Origin of the sequence: Rhodovulum iodosum (assembly GCF_041020385.1) — a bacterium.
Taxonomy (GTDB): Bacteria; Pseudomonadota; Alphaproteobacteria; order Rhodobacterales; family Rhodobacteraceae; genus Rhodovulum; species Rhodovulum iodosum.
In genome coordinates, this window is the sequence record NZ_JBEHHI010000001.1 from 1,401,873 (window position 1) to 1,424,034 (window position 22,162).

Sequence of the window (22,162 nt, forward strand, 5' to 3'; positions counted from 1 at the left end):
AGATGGCGATTACCTCTGCCAACCAGTTGGAGCTGTTGCAGACCGCCGAGGCGGTGGCCCGCGAAAAGATGATCGACCCCGATCTGGTCGTGCAGGCGATGGAAGAATCCCTCGCCCGTGCCGCCAAGTCGCGCTACGGGTCCGAGATGGACATCCGGGTTGCGATCGACCGCAAGACCGGCAAGGCCACCTTTACCCGCGTGCGCACCGTCGTTGCCGATGAGGAGCTGGAAAACTACCAGGCCGAGCTGACCGTCGCGCAGGCCAAGCAGTATCTCGACGACCCCAAGGTGGGCGACGAGATCCGCGACGAGGTGCCGCCGGTGGAAATGGGCCGGATCGCCGCGCAATCGGCCAAGCAGGTGATCCTGCAAAAAGTGCGCGAGGCCGAGCGCGAGCGGCAGTACGAGGAATTCAAGGACCGCGTGGGCACGATCATCAACGGCCAGGTCAAGCGCGAGGAATACGGCAACGTCATCGTCGATATCGGGCGGGGCGAGGGCATCTTGCGCCGCAACGAAAAGATCGGCCGCGAAAGCTATCGGCCGAACGACCGCATCCGTTGCTTCATCAAGGATGTCCGGCACGAGGTCCGGGGCCCGCAGGTCTTCCTGTCGCGCACCGATCCGCAATTCATGGCCGAGCTGTTCAAGATGGAAGTGCCCGAGATCTATGACGGCATCATCGAGATCAAGGCCGTGGCGCGCGATCCCGGCAGCCGGGCGAAGATCGCGGTGATCTCTTACGACAACTCGATCGATCCCGTCGGCGCCTGTGTCGGGATGCGCGGCAGCCGCGTGCAGGCGGTGGTCAACGAGTTGCAGGGCGAAAAGATCGACATCATCCCGTGGAACGAGGATCAGGCCACCTTCCTGGTCAACGCCCTTCAGCCCGCCGAGGTGTCGAAGGTCGTGATCGACGAAGAGGCCGGCAAGATCGAGGTGGTGGTGCCCGACGACCAGTTGAGCCTCGCCATCGGCCGGCGCGGCCAGAACGTCCGGCTGGCCAGCCAGCTGACCGCGCTGGATATCGACATCATGACCGAGGCCGAGGAAAGCCAGCGCCGCCAGGCCGAGTTCGAAGAGCGCACCAAGCTCTTTATGGACACGCTGGACCTGGACGAGTTCTTTGCCCAGCTTCTGGTCTCGGAAGGCTTCACCAATCTCGAAGAGGTCGCCTATGTCGATATCGACGAGCTGCTGGTGATCGACGGGGTCGACGAGGACACCGCCGGCGAGCTTCAGGCGCGTGCCCGCGATTGCCTGGAAGCGATGAACCGCAAGGCGCTGGACCATGCCCGCGAGCTGGGCGTCGAGGACAGCCTGGTTGATTTCGCGGGGCTTACACCCCAAATGATCGAGGCACTGGCGGAAGACGGCATCAAGACGCTGGAAGACTTTGCCACCTGCGCCGACTGGGAGCTTGCCGGGGGCTGGACGACCGTCGATGGCGAGCGGGTCAAGGATGACGGCCTTCTCGAGAAGTTCGACGTCTCGCTGGAAGAGGCCCAGCATCTGGTGATGACCGCCCGCATTCAGCTTGGCTGGGTGGACCCCGCCGATCTCGAGGCCGAAGCGCCTGACGAGGACGACGAGGCCGGCGAGGAAGAAGCGGAGGCGACTGCCTGAAACCCCGACCGGAGGCGGCCATGACACGCGGCGGCCCGAAAGCGGCGCCCGAGACGCCAGAGCGGCGCTGTATCGCAACGGGCGAGGTGCAGCCCAAGGCGGTGCTGATCCGCTTTGTCGTCTCGCCCGAGGGCGAGGTGGTGGCCGATCTCCTGGGCAAGCTGCCCGGGCGCGGTATCTGGGTGGCGGCCGACCGGGCGGCGCTGCAAACGGCGATCCGGCGCAAGCTGTTCGCCCGCGCCGCGAAACAGCCGGTCACCCTGCCGGACGACCTGATCGAGCGGGTCGAGGCGGGGCTGGTGCGCCGGGTGATCGATGGGCTGTCGCTGGCCCGCAAGGCGGGCCTCGCCGTGGCCGGCTACGAGAAGGCAAAGGGCTGGCTGGCCGAAGACCGCGCCGCGGTGTTGATCCAGGCCAGCGACGGATCGGAACGGGGCAAGGCCAAGCTGCGCCCCCCGCGCCCGAAAGGCGCATTTATAGGTTGTCTGAGCGCCCAGGAATTGGGTTTGGCATTCGGACGGGAACATGTGATACATGGCGCGCTTGCGGCTGGCGGACTCACTGAACGTGTAGTAGAGGATGCCGCCAAGCTTTCGGGCGTTCGCAAAGAAGACGGGGGGAAGACCTCCGGAAAGGGTACGAAGACCTTATGAGCGATAGTGACGGCAAAAAGACACTGGGTTTGCGCGGCGGTTCGCGGTCCGGTCAGGTGAAGCAAAGCTTCTCCCATGGCCGCACCAAGAATGTCGTGGTCGAAACCAAGCGCAAGCGCGTTGTCGTGCCGAAGCCCGGGGCCGGCAAGGCCGGGGGCGCCGCCCAGGGCGGTGACCCGTCGAAACGTCCCGCCGGCATTTCCGATGCCGAGATGGAGCGCCGCCTGAAGGCGCTGCAGGCCGCCAAGGCGCGCGAGGCCGACGAGGCCCATGAACGCGAAGAGGAAGAAAAGCGCCGCGCCGTAGAGCGCCAGCGCCGCCGCGAAGAGATCGAGGCCAAGGAGCGCGAGCAGCGCGAACTCGAAGAGGCCGCCAAGCGCAAGGCCGAAGAGGAAGAGCTCAAGCGCAAGGAGGCCGAGGACGCCAAGAAGCGCGAGGCCGCCAAGCCCGCCGCCGCCGACGCACCCGCACCCGCGGCCGTCGAAGAGACGGCCCAACCCGGCGCCAAGCCGACCCCCCGCCGCCAGGAGCGCGAGCGCGACCGGGTGGAGGAACGCCCGCGCAGCAAGGGCAAGGGTGACGATGGCCGCCGGTCGGGCAAGCTGACCGTCAACCAGGCGCTCGCCGGTGGCGAAGGCGGGCGGCAACGCTCGCTCGCCGCGATGAAGCGCAAGCAAGAGCGGATGCGCCAAAAGGCGATGGGCGGTGCCGAGAGCCGCGAAAAGGTCGTGCGCGACGTGCAGGTGCCCGAGACCATCGTGGTATCTGAGCTGGCCAACCGCATGGCCGAGCGCGTGGCCGACGTGGTCAAGGCGCTGATGCAAAACGGCATGATGGTTACGCAAAACCAGTCGATCGACGCCGACACCGCCGAGCTGATCGTCGAGGAATTCGGCCACCGGATCGTGCGCGTCTCGGATGCGGATGTGGAACAGGTGATCGACACGGTCGATGACAAGACCGAGGACCTGCAGCCGCGGCCGCCGGTCATCACGATCATGGGCCATGTCGACCACGGCAAGACCTCGCTGCTGGACGCGATCCGCGACGCCAAGGTGGTCGCCGGCGAAGCCGGGGGCATCACCCAGCATATCGGCGCCTACCAGGTGACCACGGACAGCGGCACGACGCTGACCTTCCTCGACACGCCGGGCCACGCGGCCTTTACCTCGATGCGCGCGCGCGGCGCCCAGGTGACCGACGTGGTCGTCCTGGTGGTCGCGGCCGACGACGCGGTGATGCCGCAGACCATCGAGGCGATCAATCACGCCAAGGCGGCCAAGGTGCCGATGATCGTGGCGATCAACAAGTGCGACAAGCCCGAGGCGAACCCCGACAAGGTGCGTACCGACCTGCTGCAGCACGAGGTGATCGTCGAGAAGATGTCGGGCGACGTGCAGGATGTCGAGGTCTCGGCCACGACCGGCCAGGGGCTTGACGAACTGCTGGAATCGATTGCGCTGCAATCGGAGATCCTGGAAATCAAGGCCAACCCCGACCGCGCCGCCGAGGGCGCCGTGATCGAGGCGCAGCTTGACGTGGGCCGCGGCCCGGTCGCCACGGTTCTGGTGCAAAAGGGCACGCTGAGGCGCGGTGACATCTTCGTGGTCGGCGAACAGTGGGGCAAGGTCCGCGCGCTGATCAACGACCGCGGCGAGCGGGTCGAAGAGGCCGGCCCGTCGGTGCCGGTCGAGGTGCTGGGCCTGAACGGCACGCCAGAGGCCGGCGACGTGCTGAACGTGGTCGAGACCGAGGCGCAGGCGCGCGAGATCGCCGAATACCGCCACGAGAAGGCGAAAGAGAAACGCGCCGCCGCCGGGGCCGCCACCACGCTGGAACAGCTGATGGCCAAGGCCAAGGAAGACGAGAACGTCAAGGAACTGCCGATTCTCGTCAAGGCCGACGTGCAGGGCTCGGCCGAGGCGATCGTCCAGGCGATGGACAAGATCGGCAACGAAGAGGTGCGCGTGCGCGTGCTGCATGCGGGCGTCGGCGCGATCACCGAAACCGATGTCGGCCTGGCCGAGGCGTCGGGCGCGCCTGTCTTCGGCTTCAACGTGCGGGCCAACGCGCCGGCGCGGACGGCCGCCAACCAGAAGGGTGTCGAGATTCGCTATTACAGCGTGATCTACGACCTTGTGGACGACGTGAAGGCCGCCGCATCCGGCCTGCTCAGCGCCGAGATCCGCGAGACCTTTATCGGCTATGCCGAGATCAAGCAGGTGTTCAAGGTCTCCGGCGTCGGCAAGGTCGCGGGCTGTCTGGTGACCGAGGGCATCGCCCGCCGGTCGGCCGGGGTTCGCCTGCTGCGCGACAACGTGGTGATCCACGAAGGCACGCTGAAGACGCTCAAGCGCTTCAAGGACGAGGTGCCCGAGGTGCAGTCGGGCCAGGAATGCGGCATGGCGTTCGAGAATTACGACGACATCCGCGAAGGCGATGTCATCGAGATCTTCGAGCGGCAGGAGGTCGAGCGACAGCTCGACTGACGCGACCGGCAAACAAACGCGAAAGGACGGCGCCCGGCGCCGTCCTTGTCGTTTAGTGATATCCGTTCACGGTCAGGCCGCCGATTTGTCCACCGGTATCCCGGCGTAGACGCGTTCGCCCACGCGCACCACGACCTTGCCGTCCGGCAGCTTGCGCACAAAGGCGCCCTGGACCGAGACACAGCTACCCATCGAAATCGTCCGAATCATTCCTCATCCCCCATGAGTTCCGTTTCCGGAAACAATAATGGCGGTTTTTCTTCATAGATCACGCATAAAATTGTCACACTGCGCAATTTGATGACCAAATACCGTGCAAGTACGAAATAACATTGCGTAAATCTGGCTTACAGCCAGTCGCGCAAAATCGGAATCAGAGGGATATCGGCGGGGGGCATGGGGTAATCGCGCAGCCGTTCGGGCCGCGCCCAGCGCAAGGTCTGGCCCTCGCGCGCCTGGGGCAGGCCGGTCCATTTCCGGCACGCAAAGAGCGGCATCAGCAGGTGGAAATCGTCGTAGCCGTGGCTGGCGAATGTCAGCGGCGCCAGGCAACTGGCCGCGGTATCGATGCCCAGCTCTTCCTGCAACTCGCGGATGAGGGCCGCCTCGGGGGTTTCGCCATGCTCGACCTTGCCGCCGGGGAATTCCCAAAGGCCCGCCATGGATTTGCCCGGCGGGCGCTGGCTGAGCAGCACCCGCCCGTCGGCGTCGATCAGCGCGACGGCAGAGACCAGAACCGTTTTCACGAACGGTAGTCTGCGTTGATCTCGATATAGCGATGGGTCAGGTCGCAGGTCCAGACCCGGGCCTCGGCCTCGCCCAGCCCGAGATCGACGCCGATCACCAGTTCGGACCGCTTCATGTAGTCCGCCCCGTCCCCTTCTCGATAGCCGGGCGCAACCCAGCCGTTCTCGGCCACCAGGATGTCGCCAAAGCGGATCGACAGAAGGTCGCGGTCGGCCTTGGCCCCGGACTTGCCCACCGCCATCACGATGCGGCCCCAGTTCGGGTCCTCGCCGGCGAGCGCGGTCTTGACCAGCGGCGAGTTGGCCACCGACATCGCCACCTTGCGGGCATCGGCGGGCGATGCGGCGCCTGTGACGGCAATTTCCACGAATTTCGTGGCGCCCTCGCCGTCGCGCACCACCTGGTGCGCGAGGTCCATCATCACGCCCTTCAGCGCGTCGGCAAAGCTGCGCCCGGCGCGGCTGCGCATGTCGCCGATTTCCGGCGCGGCGCTTTGGCAGGTGGCGGCCATCAGGATCGTGTCCGAGGTCGACGTGTCGCCGTCTACCGTGATGCAGTTGAAGGTCTCGTCGGTCAGCCGCGTCAGCAGCTTTTGCAGCGTGGCGCGCGCGATGTTGGCGTCGGTGAAAAGATAGACCAGCATCGTCGCCATGTCGGGCGCGATCATGCCAGAGCCCTTGGCAAAGCCGATGATCTGCACCGTCTCGCCCTCGATCTCGACGCTGGCGGAGGCGCCCTTGGCGAAGGTGTCGGTCGTCATGATCGCGTGGGCCGCGTCCGGTGCGGCATCCGGGGCCAGGCGGGCGGTCAGGTCGTCCAGCACGGCGGTGATGCGCGCGTGCGGCAGCGGCTCGCCGATCACGCCGGTCGAACTGGTAAAGACGCGGGCCTCGGGCACGCCCGCGGCGTCGGACACGGCGGTGGCGATCGCGCGCACGGCATCTTCGCCGGTCTTGCCGGTGAAGGCGTTGGAATTTCCGGAATTCACCAGAAAGGCCGCGCCGTCGTCGGGCCCGGCCTCGAGCCCGATCTTGGCTTCGCAATCCAGCACCGGCGCCGCGCGGGTGGACGACCGGGTAAAGACGCCTGCCACCTGCGTACCGGGCGACAGGCGGGCCATCATCACGTCGGGACGGCCGGCATAGCGCACCCCGGCCGCTGCGGCGGCGAAATCGACGCCGGGCACCGGGGGCAGGGCGCCAAACCCGCCCTCGGGCGCCAGCGGTGAGACCGTTTTCGCCTGGGCAGGGGCAGGGGGGGGCGCCGGCGCTTGCGCGCGGGCCTCTTTCAGCTTCTTGCGCAGTTTCTGGACCTTGCGCTTGAGCGGCTTGATCTCTTCGGACGCCTTTGATTTCGCGTCGGACTTCTTCTTGGCCATTGGCGCCCCTCCCTTTGCGGGGTTACTCGTCAAGCAGGCTGCGGTCGCTCAAGAGCGACGGGTCGATCTCGACCTCCGCGCGCGTGACGTCCGCTGCTTCGGTCAGCTCGGTCATGGCGGTTTCGATCGCCTCGCGCTGGATGGTGTTGGCCAGTTCCTCGCGCACCTCTTCCAGCGGCGGGGCGGCCTTCATCCGGGTTTCGTTCAGCTTGATGACATGCCAGCCGAACTGGGTCTCGACCGGGTCCGACACCTCGCCCGGCTCCAGCGCCATCACGGCATCCTCGAAGGATTTGACCATCATGCCCGGTTCGAACCAGCCCAGATCGCCGCCATTGGGGCCCGACGGGCCGGTCGAGTTTTCCTTGGCCAGCTCGGTGAAATCGGCGCCGCCCTCCAGCTCTTCGTTCAGGGCCTTGGCCTCGTCTTCGGTCGCCACCAGGATATGGGCGGCGTTGTATTCCATGGTCGGCTCGGCCTCGGCATAGGCGGCGTCGTAGGCTTGCTGGACCGCCGTGTCGGTAACCGCGGCTGCGGCCAGCTTGGACAGCGCCTCGCCGGCCAGGAACGAGCGGCGTTCGTTTTCCAGCGCCAGTTCGGCGCCTTTCGACAGATCGCCGGCGATGCTTTGCGCCACTGCGCTTTGCCGGATCAACTGGTCGAGAACCGCGTCGAAAAGCATCTCGTCAGGCACCTGGCTGTACTCGGCGGGCAATTGCGCGCGCATCACGATCATGTGGCCCAGCGTGATCTCGGTGTCGCCCACCGTCGCCACCACGGTGTCGGCATCCGCGTCCTGGGCGGCGGCCGGGGCGGCGAGCCCGACGGCCAGCGTCAGGGCGAGTACGGGGCGAAGGACTTTGGGCATCGGGGCAACTCCTTTCAGGTCGCGCGCTTGGGCGACGTTGACACTCTCTGGGCAGCCGCTTACATCGCGAACGGGTCGCAGGGCGGCGGGCCGCCATCGTCTGAACCCCTTCTATGAGGGTGCAGAGGGCCGGGCAAGGCGTCCGTCCACAAGATCCCGTCAGAGACAGGTCATCCGCGCGGAGAACACATGCTGGGCTTTGGAACACTCGCCAAGAAGGTCTTCGGCACACCGAACGACCGCAAGATCAAGTCCACACGCCCGACCGTGGCGCGCATCAACGAGCTTGAACCCGAATTCGAGGCGCTGAGCGACGAGGGCCTCAAGCAGAAGACCGAGGAATTGGCCCGCCGCGCCAAGGCCGGCGAGAGCCTCGACGAGCTGCTGCCGGAAGCCTATGCCAATTGCCGCGAGGGTGCCCGGCGGGCGCTGGGCCTGCGCGCCTTCGACGTGCAGCTGATGGGCGGGATCTTCCTGCACGAGGGCAACATCGCCGAGATGAAGACCGGCGAGGGCAAGACGCTGGTCGCCACCTTCCCGGCCTACCTGAACGCGCTGACCGGCAAGGGCGTGCACATCGTCACCGTCAACGATTACCTCGCCAAGCGCGACGCCGACTGGATGGGCAAGGTCTATGCCGCGCTGGGCATGACCACCGGCGTGATCTACCCCCAGCAGCCCGAGGACGAAAAGCGCGCCGCCTACCGCGCCGACATCACCTACGCCACCAATAACGAGCTGGGTTTCGACTATCTGCGCGACAACATGAAGTCGAACCTCGAGGACATGTCCCAGCGCGGCCACAACTTTGCGATCGTCGACGAGGTCGACTCGATCCTGATCGACGAGGCGCGGACGCCCTTGATCATCTCGGGCCCCTCGCAGGACCGGTCGGAGCTTTATCAGAGCATCGACGCGGTCGTCCCGCACGTGCAGGACGACCATTTCACGCTGGACGAAAAGCAGCGCAACGTGACCTTCACCGACGAAGGCAACGAGTTCATGGAGGAGCGGCTGCACCTTCTGGGCATCCTGCCCGAAGGCCAATCGCTCTACGATCCCGAAAGCACCAGCATCGTCCACCACGCCACCCAGGCGCTCAGGGCGCACAAGCTGTTCCGAAAGGACAAGGACTATATCGTCCGCGGCGGCGAGGTGATGCTGATCGACGAGTTTACCGGGCGGATGATGCCGGGCCGGCGCCTGTCCGACGGTCTGCACCAGGCCATCGAGGCCAAGGAGGGCGTGTCTATCCAGCCCGAGAACGTGACGCTGGCCAGCGTGACCTTCCAGAACTATTTCCGCCTCTACGACAAGCTGTCCGGCATGACCGGCACCGCGACCACCGAGGCCGAGGAATTCGGTCAGATCTACGGCCTTGGCGTGGTCGAGGTGCCGACGAACCAGCCCATCGCGCGGGTCGACGAGCACGACGCCGTCTATCGCACGGCGAGCGAGAAATATTCGGCCATCGTCGAATCGATCCGTGAGGCCAACCAGAAGGGTCAGCCGATCCTGGTGGGTACGACCTCGATCGAGAAATCCGAAATGCTGTCGGACAGGCTGAAAGAGGCCGGGGTCAAGCATAACGTGCTGAACGCCCGCCACCACGAGCAGGAAGCCAAGATCGTGGCCGAGGCCGGCCGCCTGGGCGCGGTCACCATCGCCACCAACATGGCCGGCCGCGGCACCGACATCCAGCTCGGCGGCAATGTCGAGCTGAAGGTCATGGAGGCGCTCGACGAAGACCCCAATGCCAACCCCGAAGAGCTGCGCAAGCGGATCGAGGCCGAACACGCCGACGAGAAGGCCCGGGTGCTGGAGGCCGGCGGCCTGTTCGTACTGGGCACCGAGCGGCACGAATCCCGCCGGATCGACAACCAGCTGCGCGGCCGCTCGGGCCGGCAGGGCGATCCGGGGCGCTCGGCCTTCTTCCTCAGCCTCGAAGACGACCTGATGCGGATCTTCGGCTCTGACCGGCTGGACAAGGTGCTCTCGCGCCTCGGCATGGAAGAGGGCGAGGCGATCGTGCACCCCTGGGTGAACAAGAGCCTGGAAAAGGCGCAGGCCAAGGTCGAGGGGCGCAACTTCGACATCCGCAAGCAGTTGTTGAAATTCGACGACGTGATGAACGACCAGCGCAAGGCGATCTTCGGCCAGCGCCGCGAGATCATGGAGGCCGAAGACCTGTCGGAAATCGCCGCCGACATGCGCCACCAGGTGATCGACGACATGATCGACGCCCATATCCCGCCGAAGTCCTACCACGACCAGTGGGATACCGACGGCCTGCACGCCGAGGTGACCGAAAAGCTGAACCTCGACGTTCCCGTGGCCGCATGGGCAGACGAGGAAGGCGTGGCCGAGGACGATATCCGCGAGCGGCTCTATGACGCCTCTGACGAGTCGATGGCCGCCAAGGCCGCCCAGTTCGGCCCCGAGAACATGCGCAACGTCGAAAAGCAGATCCTGCTGCAATCCATCGACGGCAAATGGCGCGAGCACCTGTTGCGGCTGGAACACCTTCGCTCGGTCGTGGGCTTTCGCGGCTATGCGCAGCGCGACCCGCTGAACGAGTACAAGACCGAGAGCTTTACGCTGTTCGAGTCGATGCTGAACTCGCTGCGCGAGGAGGTCACGCAAAAGCTGTCACAGGTCCGGCCGCTCAGCCAGGAAGAGCAGGATGAGCTGATGCGCCAGTTCATGGCCCAGCAGGAGGCGTTTCAAAAGGCCGCCCAGCCCGAGGCGGAGGCCGGCGCAGACGAGGCGCTGGTCGAGGGGTTCGACGAAAGCCGCCCCGAAACCTGGGGCAACCCGGGCCGCAACGACCCCTGCCCCTGCGGGTCGGGCAAGAAGTTCAAGCATTGCCACGGGGCGCTGGTCTGAGATCGGCGCGATTGCGTCAGCAATCTGGCCTCTTGCACGCTCTTGGCGCTGAGGCCGTGCCAATGTTGCCACGCCTCGCCCCGCCACTACCAGATGTGGCCCCCGACGGGGCTGCGTTTCCTCAGGAAATCCCTTATCTTTGCCACGGCTTTGCCGGGATCGATCCGTATCATCGGCCCAAAGCAAGGCATTGGATCGAGTGATGAAGCTTACCGGGAAACAGAAAACGCGCCTGATCGCGATTGCCGTTTCGGCATTGGTCGCAGTCGCCGCAGGCCAGGTCATGCAAAGCGGCAGCGACAACAAGGTGGTGAAAGCGGCGCCCTTGGCCGTGGCCGAGGCGCCGGTAGAGGTTTACAGCAACGTCGACGAGGTGGTGCCGCTCTCGGCACCGGCCGACGCGCCCGAAGAGGCCGAGGTCCAGTCTGTGGCCCGCGCGATGCCCGTTCTGCCCGAGGGCCCCGATGTCGCGCCGCTTCCTTCAACCGACACCGCCGCGCTTGCCGTGCGGATGGCCAGCCTTGACGACCGCGCCCGCCTGCCCGCCGGTGCGCTCGACCGGATGAGCCCCGCCGGCGTGCCCTGCGATACCGAATTCACCGCCACTGCCGCCGACAAGGGAACCGTCCTGCTGACCCTTTCGTTGCCCTGCGCGACGGGCGAGATGGTGACGATTTCCCACGAGGGCCTGCGCTTTACCGTGGCGCGCCCGGCGACAGGCGAGATCAAGCTGCGCGTGCCCGCGCTTTCGCCCACGGCCCGCTTTGCCGCCACGCTGGGGGGCGGTGCCCGGCTGGAGGCCGAGGCACGCGTGCCCGAGGCGGCCGAGTACGACCATGTCGCGCTGCAATGGCGCGCCGGGGCGGGGATGCAGCTGCACGCTTTCGAATTCGGCGCCGATTACGGCAAGGCCGGCCATGTTTGGGCCGGGGCGCCGCTCACCGCAGAAGAGGCCGCGCCATTGGGCGGCGGTTTTCTCATGCGGCTCGGCGACGGTGCCGGACCCGGTGCCCAGGTGGCCGACATCTACAGCTTTCCGCGTGCGCTGGCCGGGCGCGCGGGCGTGGTACGGATCAACATCGAGGCCGAGGTCACGCCTGCCAATTGCGGCAAGGACGTCACCGCGACGGCGCTGCAACCGGGCCCGGACGGGCGCCTCAGCCCGGCCGAGCTGGTGCTGTCGATGCCGGGCTGCGACGCCGTGGGTGAATATCTGGTGTTGAAAAACGTTGTGCGAGACCTGAAACTCGCCGGCAACTGACGCGACCAGGCTCGACGCAGAATGCGCTTTTTCCCAGGCGCGGCGTTCATCGCCGCGTTTTTTCTTTGTTTCTGCCTCTCCGCCGCCCAGGCGCAAGAGGTGACGCTGAAATCGCGCGACGGCGCGGTGACGATCCATGGCACCCTGCGCGGCTTTGATGGCGAGTTCTACCGGGTCGAAACGATCTACGGCCTGCTGACCGTCGATGGGCAGCGTGTCCTGTGCGACGGCGCGGCGTGCCCGGGGCCAGAAGCCCGCGTCGCCGCGTTCGCCTTTTCCGGCGCACGCGAGATGGGGCAGGTGCTGATGCCCGCGCTGGTCGAGGCCTACGCGGCCGAAAGGGGCCTGACGATGCGCCGCCGGGTCGAGGATGCCGCCCATTTCACGTATGCGCTGCGCGACGCCGAGGGCGCCACGGTGGCGCGCATCCGCTTTCGCGCGACCACCACCGACGAGGGCTTTGCCGATCTTCTGGCCGGCGAGGCCGATCTTGTGATGGCGGCCCGTCCGGCCAGCCCGACCGAACTGGCCCTCGCGCGCGACGCGGGGCTGGGCGATCTTGCCGACCCGGCGCGGCGGCGCGTGGTCGCGCTGGATGCGGTGGTGCCGGTGGTCGCCCGCGACAACCCCGTGACAGAGATCGACGAGGCAAGCCTGCGCGCTGTCCTGACGGGAGAGATTACCGACTGGGGGGCGCTGGGCGGGCCCGACGGGGCCATCGCGCTGCATGGGCTGGCGCCCGGGGCGGGGCTGTTGCAGACGGTCGCGCGGCGGCTTGAGACGCCGCTGCCCGCGCAGCATCGCCATGCCGACAGCGCTGCGCTGGCCGACGCGGTGGCCGCCGATCCGGCGGCGTTCGGCCTGGCCTACTGGTCCGAGGCCGGAAATGCGCGGGCGCTCAGCCTGGCCGGCGGCTGCGGCATGCCCGCGCGCGCCACGCGGCAAAGCATCAAGACCGAGGATTACCCGCTCACCGCGCCGCTCTTTCTCTACAGCGCGGCCCGGCGCATGCCGCCCTTTGCACGGGCTTTTCTGGCCTTTCTCGACACGCCGGACGCGCAGGCCGTGATCCGGCGCGCGGGCTATGTCGATCTCTCGCGCGAGGCGATCCCGCTGGCGCATCAGGGTCAGCGGCTTGCCTACGCCATCGCCGCGGCGGGCGACGAGGTGCCGCTGTCAGAGCTCAAGCGGCTGGTGACGCGCGTGGAGGGCGCCGCGCGGCTGACGCCCACCTTCCGCTTCGAGGGCGGCGAGGCACAGCTCGACGCGCAATCCTTCGCCAATATCGCGGCGCTGGCGCGCGCGATCGAGGCGGGCGCGTTCCAGGGGCAGACGCTGATGTTTCTGGGCTTCAGCGACGGCCGCGGGCCCGCGGCGGCCAACCGCGGGATCGCCCGGGCCCGTGCCGAGGCGGTGCGCGACGCGGTGATGGCGGCGGCGACTCTGGCCGACCGGTCGCACCTGCGAATACTCGTCGACGCCTTCGGCGAGGCGCTGCCAAATGCCTGCGACGAGTTCGATTGGGGCCGGCGGGCCAACAGGCGGGTCGAGGTGTGGCTGCGCTAGTCGGCCCTCAGGGCGTGTCCAGATAGCCCTCGGCGCGAAAACTCAGCTCGCGCGAGGCGCCGATGATCAGGTGATCGTGCAGCACGAGGCCCAGCGCCTGCGCGGCGGCCTCTATCTGTAGCGTCATGGCGATATCGGCGTCCGACGGCGTGGGGTCGCCCGAGGGGTGGTTATGCACCAGTATCAGCGCCGAGGCGTTGAGCTCCAGCGCCCGCTTGGCGACCTCTCGCGGGTAGACGGGCACATGGTCGACGGTGCCGCGCGCCTGTTCCTCGTCGGCGATCAGCACGTTCTTGCGGTCGAGGAACAGCACGCGGAACTGCTCGGTTTCGCGGTGGGCCATGGCGGTGTGGCAATAGTCGATCAGCGCCTGCCACCCCGAGAGCGCGGGGCGTTGCAGCACGCGGGCGCGGGCCATGCGGTGGGCGGCGGCCTCGACGATCTTCAACTCCTGCACCACGGCCTCGCCCACGCCCTTGACCTCGCGCAGGCGCGCGGGCGGTGCCGCCAGCACGCGGTTGAAATCGCCGAACGTGTCGATCAGCGCGCGGGCCAGCGGTTTGACGTCCTGCCGGGGCAGGGCGCGAAAGAGCAACAGCTCAAGAATCTCGTAATCGGGCATCGCGCCCGCGCCGCCCTCCATGAACCGGGCGCGCAGGCGCTGTCGGTGGTCCTTGATGTAAGAGGGCAGCCGCGCGCCGGGCGCAGGCGCGGGCGTTTCCGCCTCGAAAAGCGGCAGGGGAGGTTCCGATAAAGACGAGGGCCGGCGCATGGGCCGACCCTGTCAGATCACGGTGAACGGTGGGTTAACGCGGCTGCGTCAGCTTTTCATCCCGTCCCAGAAGCCCTTTACCTTCTTGAAGAAGCTCGATCCCTCGGGGTTGTTGTCTTCGCTGAGTTCCTCGAACTCGCGCAACAGCTCTTTCTGGCGCGAGGTCAGGTTCACCGGCGTCTCGACGGAAAGCTCGATGAACATGTCGCCATGCCCGCCGCCGCGCAGCGCCGGCATCCCCTTGCCGCGCAGGCGCATGCGCTTGCCGGTCTGGCTGCCCGCGTGCACCTTCACGCGGCTGCGCCCGCCGTCGATCGTGGGCACCTCGATCTCGCCGCCCAGCGCCGCGGTGGCGATCGACACGGGCACCGGGCAATAAAGGCTCTGCCCGTCGCGGTGGAAGAGCGGGTGATCGGCCACGTCGATGAAGATGTAAAGATCGCCCGGCGGTCCGCCCCTGAGCCCCGCCTCGCCCTCGCCGGCCAGGCGAATGCGGGTGCCGGTTTCGACGCCGGCGGGGATATTGACGTTGAGCGCCCGGTCTTTGTCGATCCGGCCGGCACCGCCGCAGGCATCGCAGGGGTTCTTGATGATCTGGCCCAGCCCGCCGCAGGTGGGGCAGGTGCGTTCGACCGTGAAAAAGCCCTGCTGCGCGCGCACCTTGCCCATGCCCGAACATGTGGGGCAGGCGCTGGGCTCGGCCCCGCTCTCGGCGCCGGTGCCGTTGCAGGTCTCGCACGGCACCGATGTCGGCACGCGGATCGTCTTTTGCAGGCCCGAATAGGCCTCTTCCAGCGTGATCCGCAGGTTATAACGCAGGTCCGAGCCGCGGCTGGCGCGCTGGCGTCCGCCGGGGCCGGCACCGCCCATGAAATCGCCGAACAGGTCGTCGAAGACGTTGGAGAAGGCAGAGGCGAAATCGCCCTGACCAAAGCCGCCAGGCCCGCCGGGCCGCTGGCCGCCGCCCATGCCGCCCTCGAAGGCGGCATGACCGAAGCGGTCGTAGGCGGCCTTCTTGTCGGGGTCCTTCAGCGCCTCGTAGGCCTCGTTCACTTCCTTGAACTGCGCCTCGGCATCGGGTTTGTCGGCATTGCGGTCTGGGTGAAGTTCCTTGGCCTTCTTGCGGTAGGCCTTCTTGATCTCGTCCTCCGAGGCACCCCGGCTGATGCCCAGAACCTCGTAGAAATCGCGCTTTGCCATCGGCTATCCCTCTTGCGGGAACGCAAGGGCCGGCCCGGTCAGATCACCGGGCCGGCCGCAATGGTTCCGAGCGCTTCAGTCGCGCTTGTTGTCGTCCAGGTCCTCGAAATCGGCGTCGACGATGTCGTCGTCGACACCGCGGGGCTCTTCCGCGCCGTCGGCCGCGGCCTCGCCGGCCGCTTCCTGCTGGGACTTGTAGATCGCCTCGCCCAGCTTCATCGCCGCGTCGGTGACGTTCTGGATGCCGCCCTTGATCTTGCCGGCATCTTCGGTCTCAAGCGACTCTTTCAGCGCGGCGATGGCCAGCTCGATCGCCTCGACGGTGGACGGGTCGACCTTTTCGCCGTGCTCTTCGAGCGATTTCTCGGTCGAGTGGATCAGGCTTTCGGCCTGGTTCTTGGTCTCGACCAGCTCGCGGCGCTGCTTGTCGGCATCGGCATTGGCCTCGGCATCCTTGACCATGTTCTCGATCTCGTCGTCGGACAGACCGCCCGAGGCCTGGATCGTGATCTTCTGCTCCTTGCCGGTGCCCTTGTCCTTGGCGCTGACCGACACGATGCCGTTGGCGTCGATGTCGAAGGTCACCTCGATCTGGGGCATGCCGCGCGGTGCGGGCGGGATGTCCTCGAGGTTGAACTGGCCCAGCATCTTGTTGTCGGCGGCCATCTCGCGCTCGCCCTGGAACACCCGGATCGTCACCGCGTTCTGGTTGTCTTCGGCGGTCGAGAAGATCTGGCTCTTCTTGGTCGGGATCGTGGTGTTACGGTCGATCAGGCGGGTGAACACGCCGCCCAGCGTCTCGATCCCCAGCGAAAGCGGGGTCACGTCGAGCAGCACCACGTCTTTCACGTCGCCCTGCAGAACGCCGGCCTGAATGGCCGCGCCCATGGCGACCACCTCGTCGGGGTTCACGCCCTTGTGCGGCTCCTTGCCGAAGAACTTGGTCACTTCCTCGATCACGCGGGGCATCCGCGTCATGCCGCCGACCAGCACGACCTCGTCGATGTCGCCGGTCGACAGGCCGGCATCCTTCAGCGCCGCCTGGCAGGGCTTGATCGACTGCTTGATGAGATCGCCCACCAGGCTTTCCAGCTTGGCGCGGGTCAGTTTCATCACCATGTGCAGCGGCGTGCCGCTTTGCGCATCCATCGAGATGAACGGCTGGTTGATCTCGGTCTGGGACGAGCTCGACAGCTCGATCTTGGCCTTTTCAGCCGCCTCTTTCAGGCGTTGCAGCGCCATCTTGTCCTTGCTGAGATCGACACCGTGTTCCTTTTTGAACTCTTCGGCCAGGTAGCCGACGATGCGCATGTCGAAATCCTCGCCGCCGAGGAAGGTGTCGCCGTTGGTCGACTTGACCTCGAAGAGGCCGTCGTCGATTTCCAGGATGGTGATGTCGAAGGTGCCGCCGCCGAGGTCGTAAACCGCGATGGTGCGGGTTTCCTTCTTGTCCAGACCGTAGGCCAGCGCGGCCGCGGTCGGCTCGTTGATGATGCGCAGCACTTCAAGGCCGGCGATCTTGCCGGCGTCCTTGGTCGCCTGGCGCTGGGCGTCGTTGAAATAGGCGGGTACGGTGATGACGGCCTGCGTCACCTCTTCACCCAGGTAGCTCTCGGCGGTCTCTTTCATCTTTTGCAGGATGAAGGCCGAGATCTGGCTGGGGCTGTACTTGTCGCCCTGCACCTCGACCCAGGCGTCGCCGTTTCCGCCATCCACGATGGTGTAGGGGACGTGCTTGCGGTCCTTTTCCACCGCCTCGTCGTCGGCGCGGCGGCCGATCAGGCGCTTGACGGCGAAGACCGTGTTGTCGGGGTTGGTGACCGCCTGGCGCTTGGCCGGCTGGCCCACAAGGCGTTCATTGTCGGTGAAGGCGACGATCGAGGGCGTCGTACGCGCCCCTTCGGCATTCTCGATCACACGCGGTTGCGCCCCATCCATGATGGCAACGCAGGAGTTGGTCGTCCCGAGGTCGATCCCGATGACTTTGGCCATTATACTCTACCTCTTTCTTCGGCGATGTCTTTGGGGCGCAGAGCCGATAGCGGCCTCCGGACCCCGATCCCAAAAGGCCGGGGTCAAATACCCCGAGCCGGCGTCTCGGGGGTATATAAGGAGGGGTCCGTGGCCCTGCAAGCGCCGCCGATGACGGAAATGTGAGACGACGAGATGACTTTCGACACCCTGCCCGGCACACCACCGCCACCCGATCTGACGGTGCGCGGGGTTGCCGTCCACAAAGCCGCGCTGGACCCCGAGGCCCAGCGCGACATGGTGACCGCGCTGCGCGACGTGGTGCGCGCCGCGCCGTTTTTCCAGCTCGAAACCCGGTTCGGCCGCAAGCTGAGCGTGCGGATGAGCGCAGCGGGCGCCTTTGGCTGGTTCTCCGACCGGCGCGGCTATCGCTACATCGACCGCCACCCGTCCGGCGCGCCCTGGCCGCCGATCCCCGAATGCGTGCTCGATGTCTGGCGCCGCTACGCGGCCGTCGCGCGCCTGCCCGAATGCTGCCTGATCAACCATTACGGCGAGGGCGCGCGCATGGGTCTGCACCAGGACCGCGACGAGGCCGATTTCCGCTGGCCTGTCCTGTCGATTTCGCTGGGCGATTCCGCGCTGTTCCGGCTGGGCAATCTCGAAAAGGGCGGCCCCACCGAAAGCCTGTGGCTGGAGTCCGGCGATGTGCTGGTGATGGGGGGCGCGTCGCGGCTGATCTATCACGGCATCGACCGGGTGCGCGCGGGATCTTCGACGCTGCTCGACGGCGGCGGGCGGCTGAACCTGACGCTGAGGGTTGTGACCTGAGACCCCGGACCGGGTCCGGGGCGGGCCGGGGCGCGACGATCGCGGGCCAAATCTACCGCCGGGCCTCCCAGCTCAGCGAGGCGTGCTTGCGCGTGTAGAACTCGCCCATCAGCCCGATCATCATCAGCACGATACTCAGGTAGAGCGGGTAGCTGATCGAGCTGAAATGCGGATTGTAATTGATGAAGGTGAAGCCGCGGCACTGGTCGATCGCGTGAAACAGCGGGTTCCAGTCGAAGAAGACAAGGAGGGAGCCCGGCATCGCGTTGGCCACGAACATCTTGCCCGAGGCGATCATGTTGGCGCGCTGATAGATGGTCGTGGCGATCTGGACGAAGCCGGGCAGCCAGGGTTTGAGCGCGAAAAACACCATGCCAACGGCGACGCCCGAGAACCAGGCCAGCAGCACCATCGCCATGGTGCCGATCGGCCGGTCGATGCTGATAGGCGTGAACGCGGCGTGGTAGACGAACAGCACCAAAAACATCGACAGAAGCTGGATATAGAGCGAGCCCAGCGCCGCCGCCGAGATCGAGACGACGGTGTTCATCGGCGCGTGTTTCATCATCGCCGAGGACGGCCCCTCGGCCCCGGCCACCGCACCCACGGCCTTGGTGTGGGTCATGAACAGGAAGATGCCGGTCATGATATAAAGCAGGAAATCGCCGCGGATCGCGTTGCCGCGCATGCCCAGCACCGAGAACATCACGTAAAACGCGGCGACGAAAACGACGGTCTGCATCATGTTCATCAACAGCCCGATCACCGCGTTGCCATGGCTGCGGCGCAGCTGGCGCACGGTGCTGTGATAGATCAGCGACAGCAACTTTGCGCTGCCTGCCGCCCCGCTGGTGGGTCTCTTTTGCTCGAACACGTCCCTTCACCTGCCTGCGGCAGGCCCCTTGGTTGCGGTGCCGACCTTGCTCTTCGGATATGGCGAAAGCATAACGCAAATGGGGCATTGCAACAACGCGGCGCCGCCCGACGGCGGCCAACCAGAGGAAGAGGCATTTGGATTACACCAGACTGGAAAGCGTCATGCGACGCACCGCTCTCCTGGCCGGGGCCCGGATCATGGAAATTTACGACGCCGACGATTTCGAGGTGAAGGTGAAATCCGACGCAAGCCCGGTGACAGAGGCCGATGAGGCCGCCGACGCGATGATCTCGGACGCGCTGAAAGAGGCGTTTCCCGAGGTGCTGGTCGTGACAGAGGAACAGGCCGACAGCCACACCGAGTCAGCCGACAGCTTTCTCATCGTCGATCCGCTGGACGGTACCAAGGAATTCGTCAGGCGCCGGGGTGATTTCACCGTCAACATCGCCTGGGTCGAGAACGGCGTGCCAGTGCGCGGCGTGGTCTATGCCCCGGCCAAGGGGCGCCTGTTCTACACCACCGCGGCCGGCCAATCGGTCGAGGAAACCGGGGCACTCGACCCCTCGACGCCGGGTGAGACGGTGCCGCTGGCGGTAGCGTCCCCCGACAACGGGGCGCTTGTCGTGGTGGCGTCGAAATCGCACCGCGACCAGGCGACCGACGACTATATCGGCAAGTACCAGGTCAACGACATGACCAGTGCCGGCTCGTCGCTGAAATTCTGTCTCGTGGCCACCGGCGAGGCCGATCTCTACCCGCGCCTCGGGCGCACCATGGAATGGGACACGGCCGCGGGCCACGCGGTGCTGTCGGGCGCCGGCGGCCGGGTGGTGCGGTTCGACGATCACACGCCGCTGATCTACGGCAAGGCGGGCTATGCCAACCCGTTCTTCATCGCCTACGCCCCGGGCGTCGAGCTGAAGCCGGGCGGATGAGCGTTCTCGTCGTTGTCCCGGCGCGCTTTGCGTCCAGCCGCTATCCCGGCAAGCCGCTGGTGGAACTGGCCGGGGCCAGCGGGCTGAAAAAGAGCCTGATCCAGCGTAGCTGGGAGGCAGCGATGGCCGTCGACGGGGTCGCCCGCGTGGTGGTCGCCACCGATGACGATCGGATCCGCGCGGCGGCCCGGGGTTTTGGCGCCGAGGTGGTGATGACGTCGGAAAACTGCGCCAACGGGACCGAGCGCGTGGCCGAGGCATTCAACGCGCTGGGCGGCGGGTTCGAGATCTCGGTCAACCTGCAGGGCGACGCGCCGCTGACCCCCGCCTGGTTCGTCGAAGACCTCGTCGCGGGCCTCAGGGCCGATCCGGTGGCCGAGGTCGCCACGCCTGTGCTGCGCTGCGACGGGCGGGCGCTGAACGCGCTCTTGGCCGACCGGCGCGCGGGCCGGGTGGGCGGCACCACCGCCGTTTTCGGCTGGGACCGAAAGGCGCTTTATTTCTCGAAAGAGGTGATTCCCTATACCGGCGCAACCTATGCCGACGACGAGGACACCCCGGTTTTTCATCATGTCGGCTGTTACGCCTACCGGCCCTCGGCGCTGGCCGCCTATCCGCGCTGGCAGGCCGGGCCGCTGGAACGTCTGGAAGGGCTGGAACAGCTGCGTTTTCTGGAACGTGAGCGCCCGATGCTTTGCGTCGAGGTGCCCGCCCGCGGGCGCCAGTTCTGGGAGGTGAACAACCCCGAGGACGTGCCGCGGATCGAGGCGATGCTGGCCGAGATGGGCGTGGAATGACGGATCTGCCGACGGTCAGCCTGATCGTCGTCAGCGAAGGCCGGCCCGCGAGCCTCTCGCTTTGCCTCATGGCGTGCCGCTATCTCGACCATCCCCGGTTCGAGCTGATCGTCGTGGCCGACCGGCCGGGGCTGGCGGCCATCGACCGGCTGGGGCTGGCCGACCGGGTGAAAACCGCCGAAAATCCGGGTCAGGGCATATCGGTTGCGCGCAATACCGGTCTGATGCTGGCCGCGGGCGAGATCGTGGCCTTTCTCGACGACGACGCCGTGCCCGAACCCACCTGGCTGTCCCGCCTCGCCGCGCCCTTTTCCGAGGCGGATGTATCGGCGGCGGGGGGCTTTGTGCGCGGGCGCAACGGCATCTCTTTCCAGTGGCGGGCGCGCTGGGTGGATGCGCAAGGCGGCGATCATCCGCTCGACGTGCCCGAGGACGCGGTCAGCCTGCACCGCGGCGCGCCGGGCCGCGCGATCAAGACCGAGGGGACCAACATGGCCTTTCGCCGCGCGGTGCTGGCCGCGATCGGCGGGTTCGACCCGGCGTATCGCTATTTTCTCGACGAGACGGACGTCAACATGCGGCTGGCCCAAGCGGGGCATGTCACCGCCATCTTGCCGGCGGCACAGGTCCAGCACCGTTTTGCCGCCGGCGCGCGCCGCACGGCTGCGCGGGCGCCGCGGGCCTTGTTCGATCTCGGGGCCAGTTCGACCCTCTTCATGCGGAAATACGCCCCTGCCGACGGGCTGGAGACCGCTTTGCGGACGCTGGCCCGCGCCCAGCGCGCGCGCCTGCTCCGCCACATGGTCCGCGGCACGCTGGAGCCCGGCGATGTCGGGCGGCTGATGGACGATCTTGCCGACGGTATCGCGGCGGGACGCGCCGTGCCCATCGCCGCGCGGCCGCCTCTGGGCGCGCCCGGCGCCCCGTTCCGAACCTTCGCCGCCGACCCGCCGCCGCAAGCTGTCTTTCTTGCTGGCCGCACATGGCAGGCCCGGCGCCTGCACGCCCGCGCCGCCGAACTGGCGCGCGCCGGTGTGCCGGTCACGCTGTTTCTTTTCGGCCCCAGCGCGCGGTACCACCGGATGCGTTTTGCCCGTGGCGGATACTGGGTGCAAAGCGGCGGCCTGTTCGGCCGGTCGGATCGCGCCATGCCGCTGGTCACGCCCTGGCGCTTTGCCGCGCGCCTTGCGGCAGAGCGTGCCCGGCTGGCCCCGACGCGCCCGTGCCGCCCGAGCGCCGAAAAAACCGGCACCGCTTTGCCTTTCAGCGAGAAAAACGGGTAAATCGGCTGTCATTTCCAGCC

Annotated in this window: 18 protein-coding genes; 10 read left to right on the top strand and 8 right to left on the bottom strand. The window is 66.9% G+C overall.

Translation table 11 applies throughout. The annotated features are described in order from the left end of the window. Positions 1-2 precede the first annotated feature (2 nt). From nusA to infB, 3 genes are read left to right on the top strand one after another with little or no spacing between them, the layout of a single operon-like run. A complete protein-coding gene (gene nusA, locus Ga0609869_RS06905; protein ID WP_125408375.1) occupies positions 3-1,628 on the top strand; it encodes a transcription termination factor NusA in 1,626 nt (541 codons plus the stop codon). A gap of 20 nt (positions 1,629-1,648) precedes the next feature. Next, positions 1,649-2,281 carry an RNA-binding protein gene (locus Ga0609869_RS06910; protein WP_125408376.1) on the top strand — a complete coding sequence of 211 codons (633 nt, stop codon included), beginning with the start codon at positions 1,649-1,651 and terminating at the stop codon, positions 2,279-2,281. After that, positions 2,278-4,770 (top strand): translation initiation factor IF-2, encoded by a 2,493-nt coding sequence (infB, locus tag Ga0609869_RS06915; RefSeq protein WP_125408377.1) that lies wholly within the window; start codon positions 2,278-2,280, stop codon positions 4,768-4,770. Before Ga0609869_RS06910 ends, infB begins: the two co-directional genes overlap by 4 nt. Positions 4,771-4,842: 72 nt before the next feature. On the opposite strand, the gene Ga0609869_RS06920 is transcribed toward infB, so the two are convergent. From Ga0609869_RS06920 to Ga0609869_RS06935, 4 genes are all read right to left on the bottom strand, one after another. Further along, a complete protein-coding gene (locus tag Ga0609869_RS06920) occupies positions 4,843-4,980 on the bottom strand; it encodes a hypothetical protein (protein WP_170168872.1) in 138 nt (45 codons plus the stop codon). A 137-nt stretch (positions 4,981-5,117) separates the two neighbouring features. Further along, positions 5,118-5,516 carry a (deoxy)nucleoside triphosphate pyrophosphohydrolase gene (locus Ga0609869_RS06925; RefSeq protein WP_125408378.1) on the bottom strand — a complete coding sequence of 133 codons (399 nt, stop codon included), beginning with the start codon at positions 5,514-5,516 and terminating at the stop codon, positions 5,118-5,120. Then, entirely contained in the window at positions 5,513-6,895 is a 1,383-nt protein-coding gene (gene argJ, locus Ga0609869_RS06930) for a bifunctional glutamate N-acetyltransferase/amino-acid acetyltransferase ArgJ (RefSeq protein WP_125408379.1), read from the bottom strand. Before argJ ends, Ga0609869_RS06925 begins: the two co-directional genes overlap by 4 nt. 22 nt (positions 6,896-6,917) lie before the next feature. Then, complete coding sequence (locus tag Ga0609869_RS06935; RefSeq protein WP_125408380.1) at positions 6,918-7,763, bottom strand: peptidylprolyl isomerase; 846 nt, start codon at positions 7,761-7,763, stop codon at positions 6,918-6,920. A 189-nt stretch (positions 7,764-7,952) separates the two neighbouring features. On the opposite strand from Ga0609869_RS06935, the gene secA reads away from it, so the two are divergent. The 3 genes from secA to Ga0609869_RS06950 all read left to right on the top strand — a co-directional run bounded on the left by secA (position 7,953) and on the right by Ga0609869_RS06950 (position 13,476). Continuing rightward, positions 7,953-10,649 (top strand): preprotein translocase subunit SecA, encoded by a 2,697-nt coding sequence (gene secA / locus Ga0609869_RS06940; RefSeq protein ID WP_125408381.1) that lies wholly within the window; start codon positions 7,953-7,955, stop codon positions 10,647-10,649. A gap of 202 nt (positions 10,650-10,851) precedes the next feature. Beyond that, entirely contained in the window at positions 10,852-11,910 is a 1,059-nt protein-coding gene (locus Ga0609869_RS06945; protein WP_125408382.1) for a hypothetical protein, read from the top strand. Between the two features lie 21 nt (positions 11,911-11,931). Further along, entirely contained in the window at positions 11,932-13,476 is a 1,545-nt protein-coding gene (locus tag Ga0609869_RS06950) for a phosphate ABC transporter substrate-binding/OmpA family protein (protein WP_125408383.1), read from the top strand. Between the two features lie 7 nt (positions 13,477-13,483). Here the strand turns inward: Ga0609869_RS06950 and radC are convergent, their stop codons facing one another. From radC to dnaK, 3 genes are all read right to left on the bottom strand, one after another. Further along, positions 13,484-14,248, bottom strand: coding sequence for a RadC family protein (gene radC, locus Ga0609869_RS06955; RefSeq protein ID WP_125408384.1), 765 nt, complete (start codon positions 14,246-14,248; stop codon positions 13,484-13,486). Positions 14,249-14,296: 48 nt separating this feature from the next. Further along, positions 14,297-15,448, bottom strand: a complete 1,152-nt coding sequence (gene dnaJ, locus Ga0609869_RS06960) for a molecular chaperone DnaJ (protein WP_125408385.1) — start codon at positions 15,446-15,448, stop codon at positions 14,297-14,299. A gap of 75 nt (positions 15,449-15,523) precedes the next feature. Further along, positions 15,524-17,440: a molecular chaperone DnaK gene (dnaK, locus tag Ga0609869_RS06965; protein ID WP_125408386.1), complete on the bottom strand. Its 1,917-nt coding sequence runs from the start codon at positions 17,438-17,440 to the stop codon at positions 15,524-15,526. A 174-nt stretch (positions 17,441-17,614) separates the two neighbouring features. Here dnaK and Ga0609869_RS06970 point away from each other — a divergent pair, with 174 nt between their 5' ends. Further along, complete coding sequence (locus Ga0609869_RS06970; RefSeq protein ID WP_125408387.1) at positions 17,615-18,250, top strand: alpha-ketoglutarate-dependent dioxygenase AlkB family protein; 636 nt, start codon at positions 17,615-17,617, stop codon at positions 18,248-18,250. A 52-nt stretch (positions 18,251-18,302) separates the two neighbouring features. On the opposite strand, the gene Ga0609869_RS06975 is transcribed toward Ga0609869_RS06970, so the two are convergent. Further along, positions 18,303-19,124 (bottom strand): ABC transporter permease, encoded by an 822-nt coding sequence (locus tag Ga0609869_RS06975; RefSeq protein ID WP_125408388.1) that lies wholly within the window; start codon positions 19,122-19,124, stop codon positions 18,303-18,305. Between the two features lie 164 nt (positions 19,125-19,288). On the opposite strand from Ga0609869_RS06975, the gene cysQ reads away from it, so the two are divergent. From cysQ to Ga0609869_RS06990, 3 genes are read left to right on the top strand one after another with little or no spacing between them, the layout of a single operon-like run. After that, positions 19,289-20,062, top strand: coding sequence for a 3'(2'),5'-bisphosphate nucleotidase CysQ (cysQ, locus tag Ga0609869_RS06980; protein WP_125408389.1), 774 nt, complete (start codon positions 19,289-19,291; stop codon positions 20,060-20,062). Beyond that, complete coding sequence (locus tag Ga0609869_RS06985; protein ID WP_125408390.1) at positions 20,059-20,859, top strand: 3-deoxy-manno-octulosonate cytidylyltransferase; 801 nt, start codon at positions 20,059-20,061, stop codon at positions 20,857-20,859. The genes cysQ and Ga0609869_RS06985 overlap by 4 nt, the downstream gene beginning before the upstream one ends. Continuing rightward, positions 20,856-22,142 carry a glycosyltransferase family 2 protein gene (locus Ga0609869_RS06990; RefSeq protein WP_125408391.1) on the top strand — a complete coding sequence of 429 codons (1,287 nt, stop codon included), beginning with the start codon at positions 20,856-20,858 and terminating at the stop codon, positions 22,140-22,142. Before Ga0609869_RS06985 ends, Ga0609869_RS06990 begins: the two co-directional genes overlap by 4 nt. Positions 22,143-22,162: the final 20 nt, after the last annotated feature.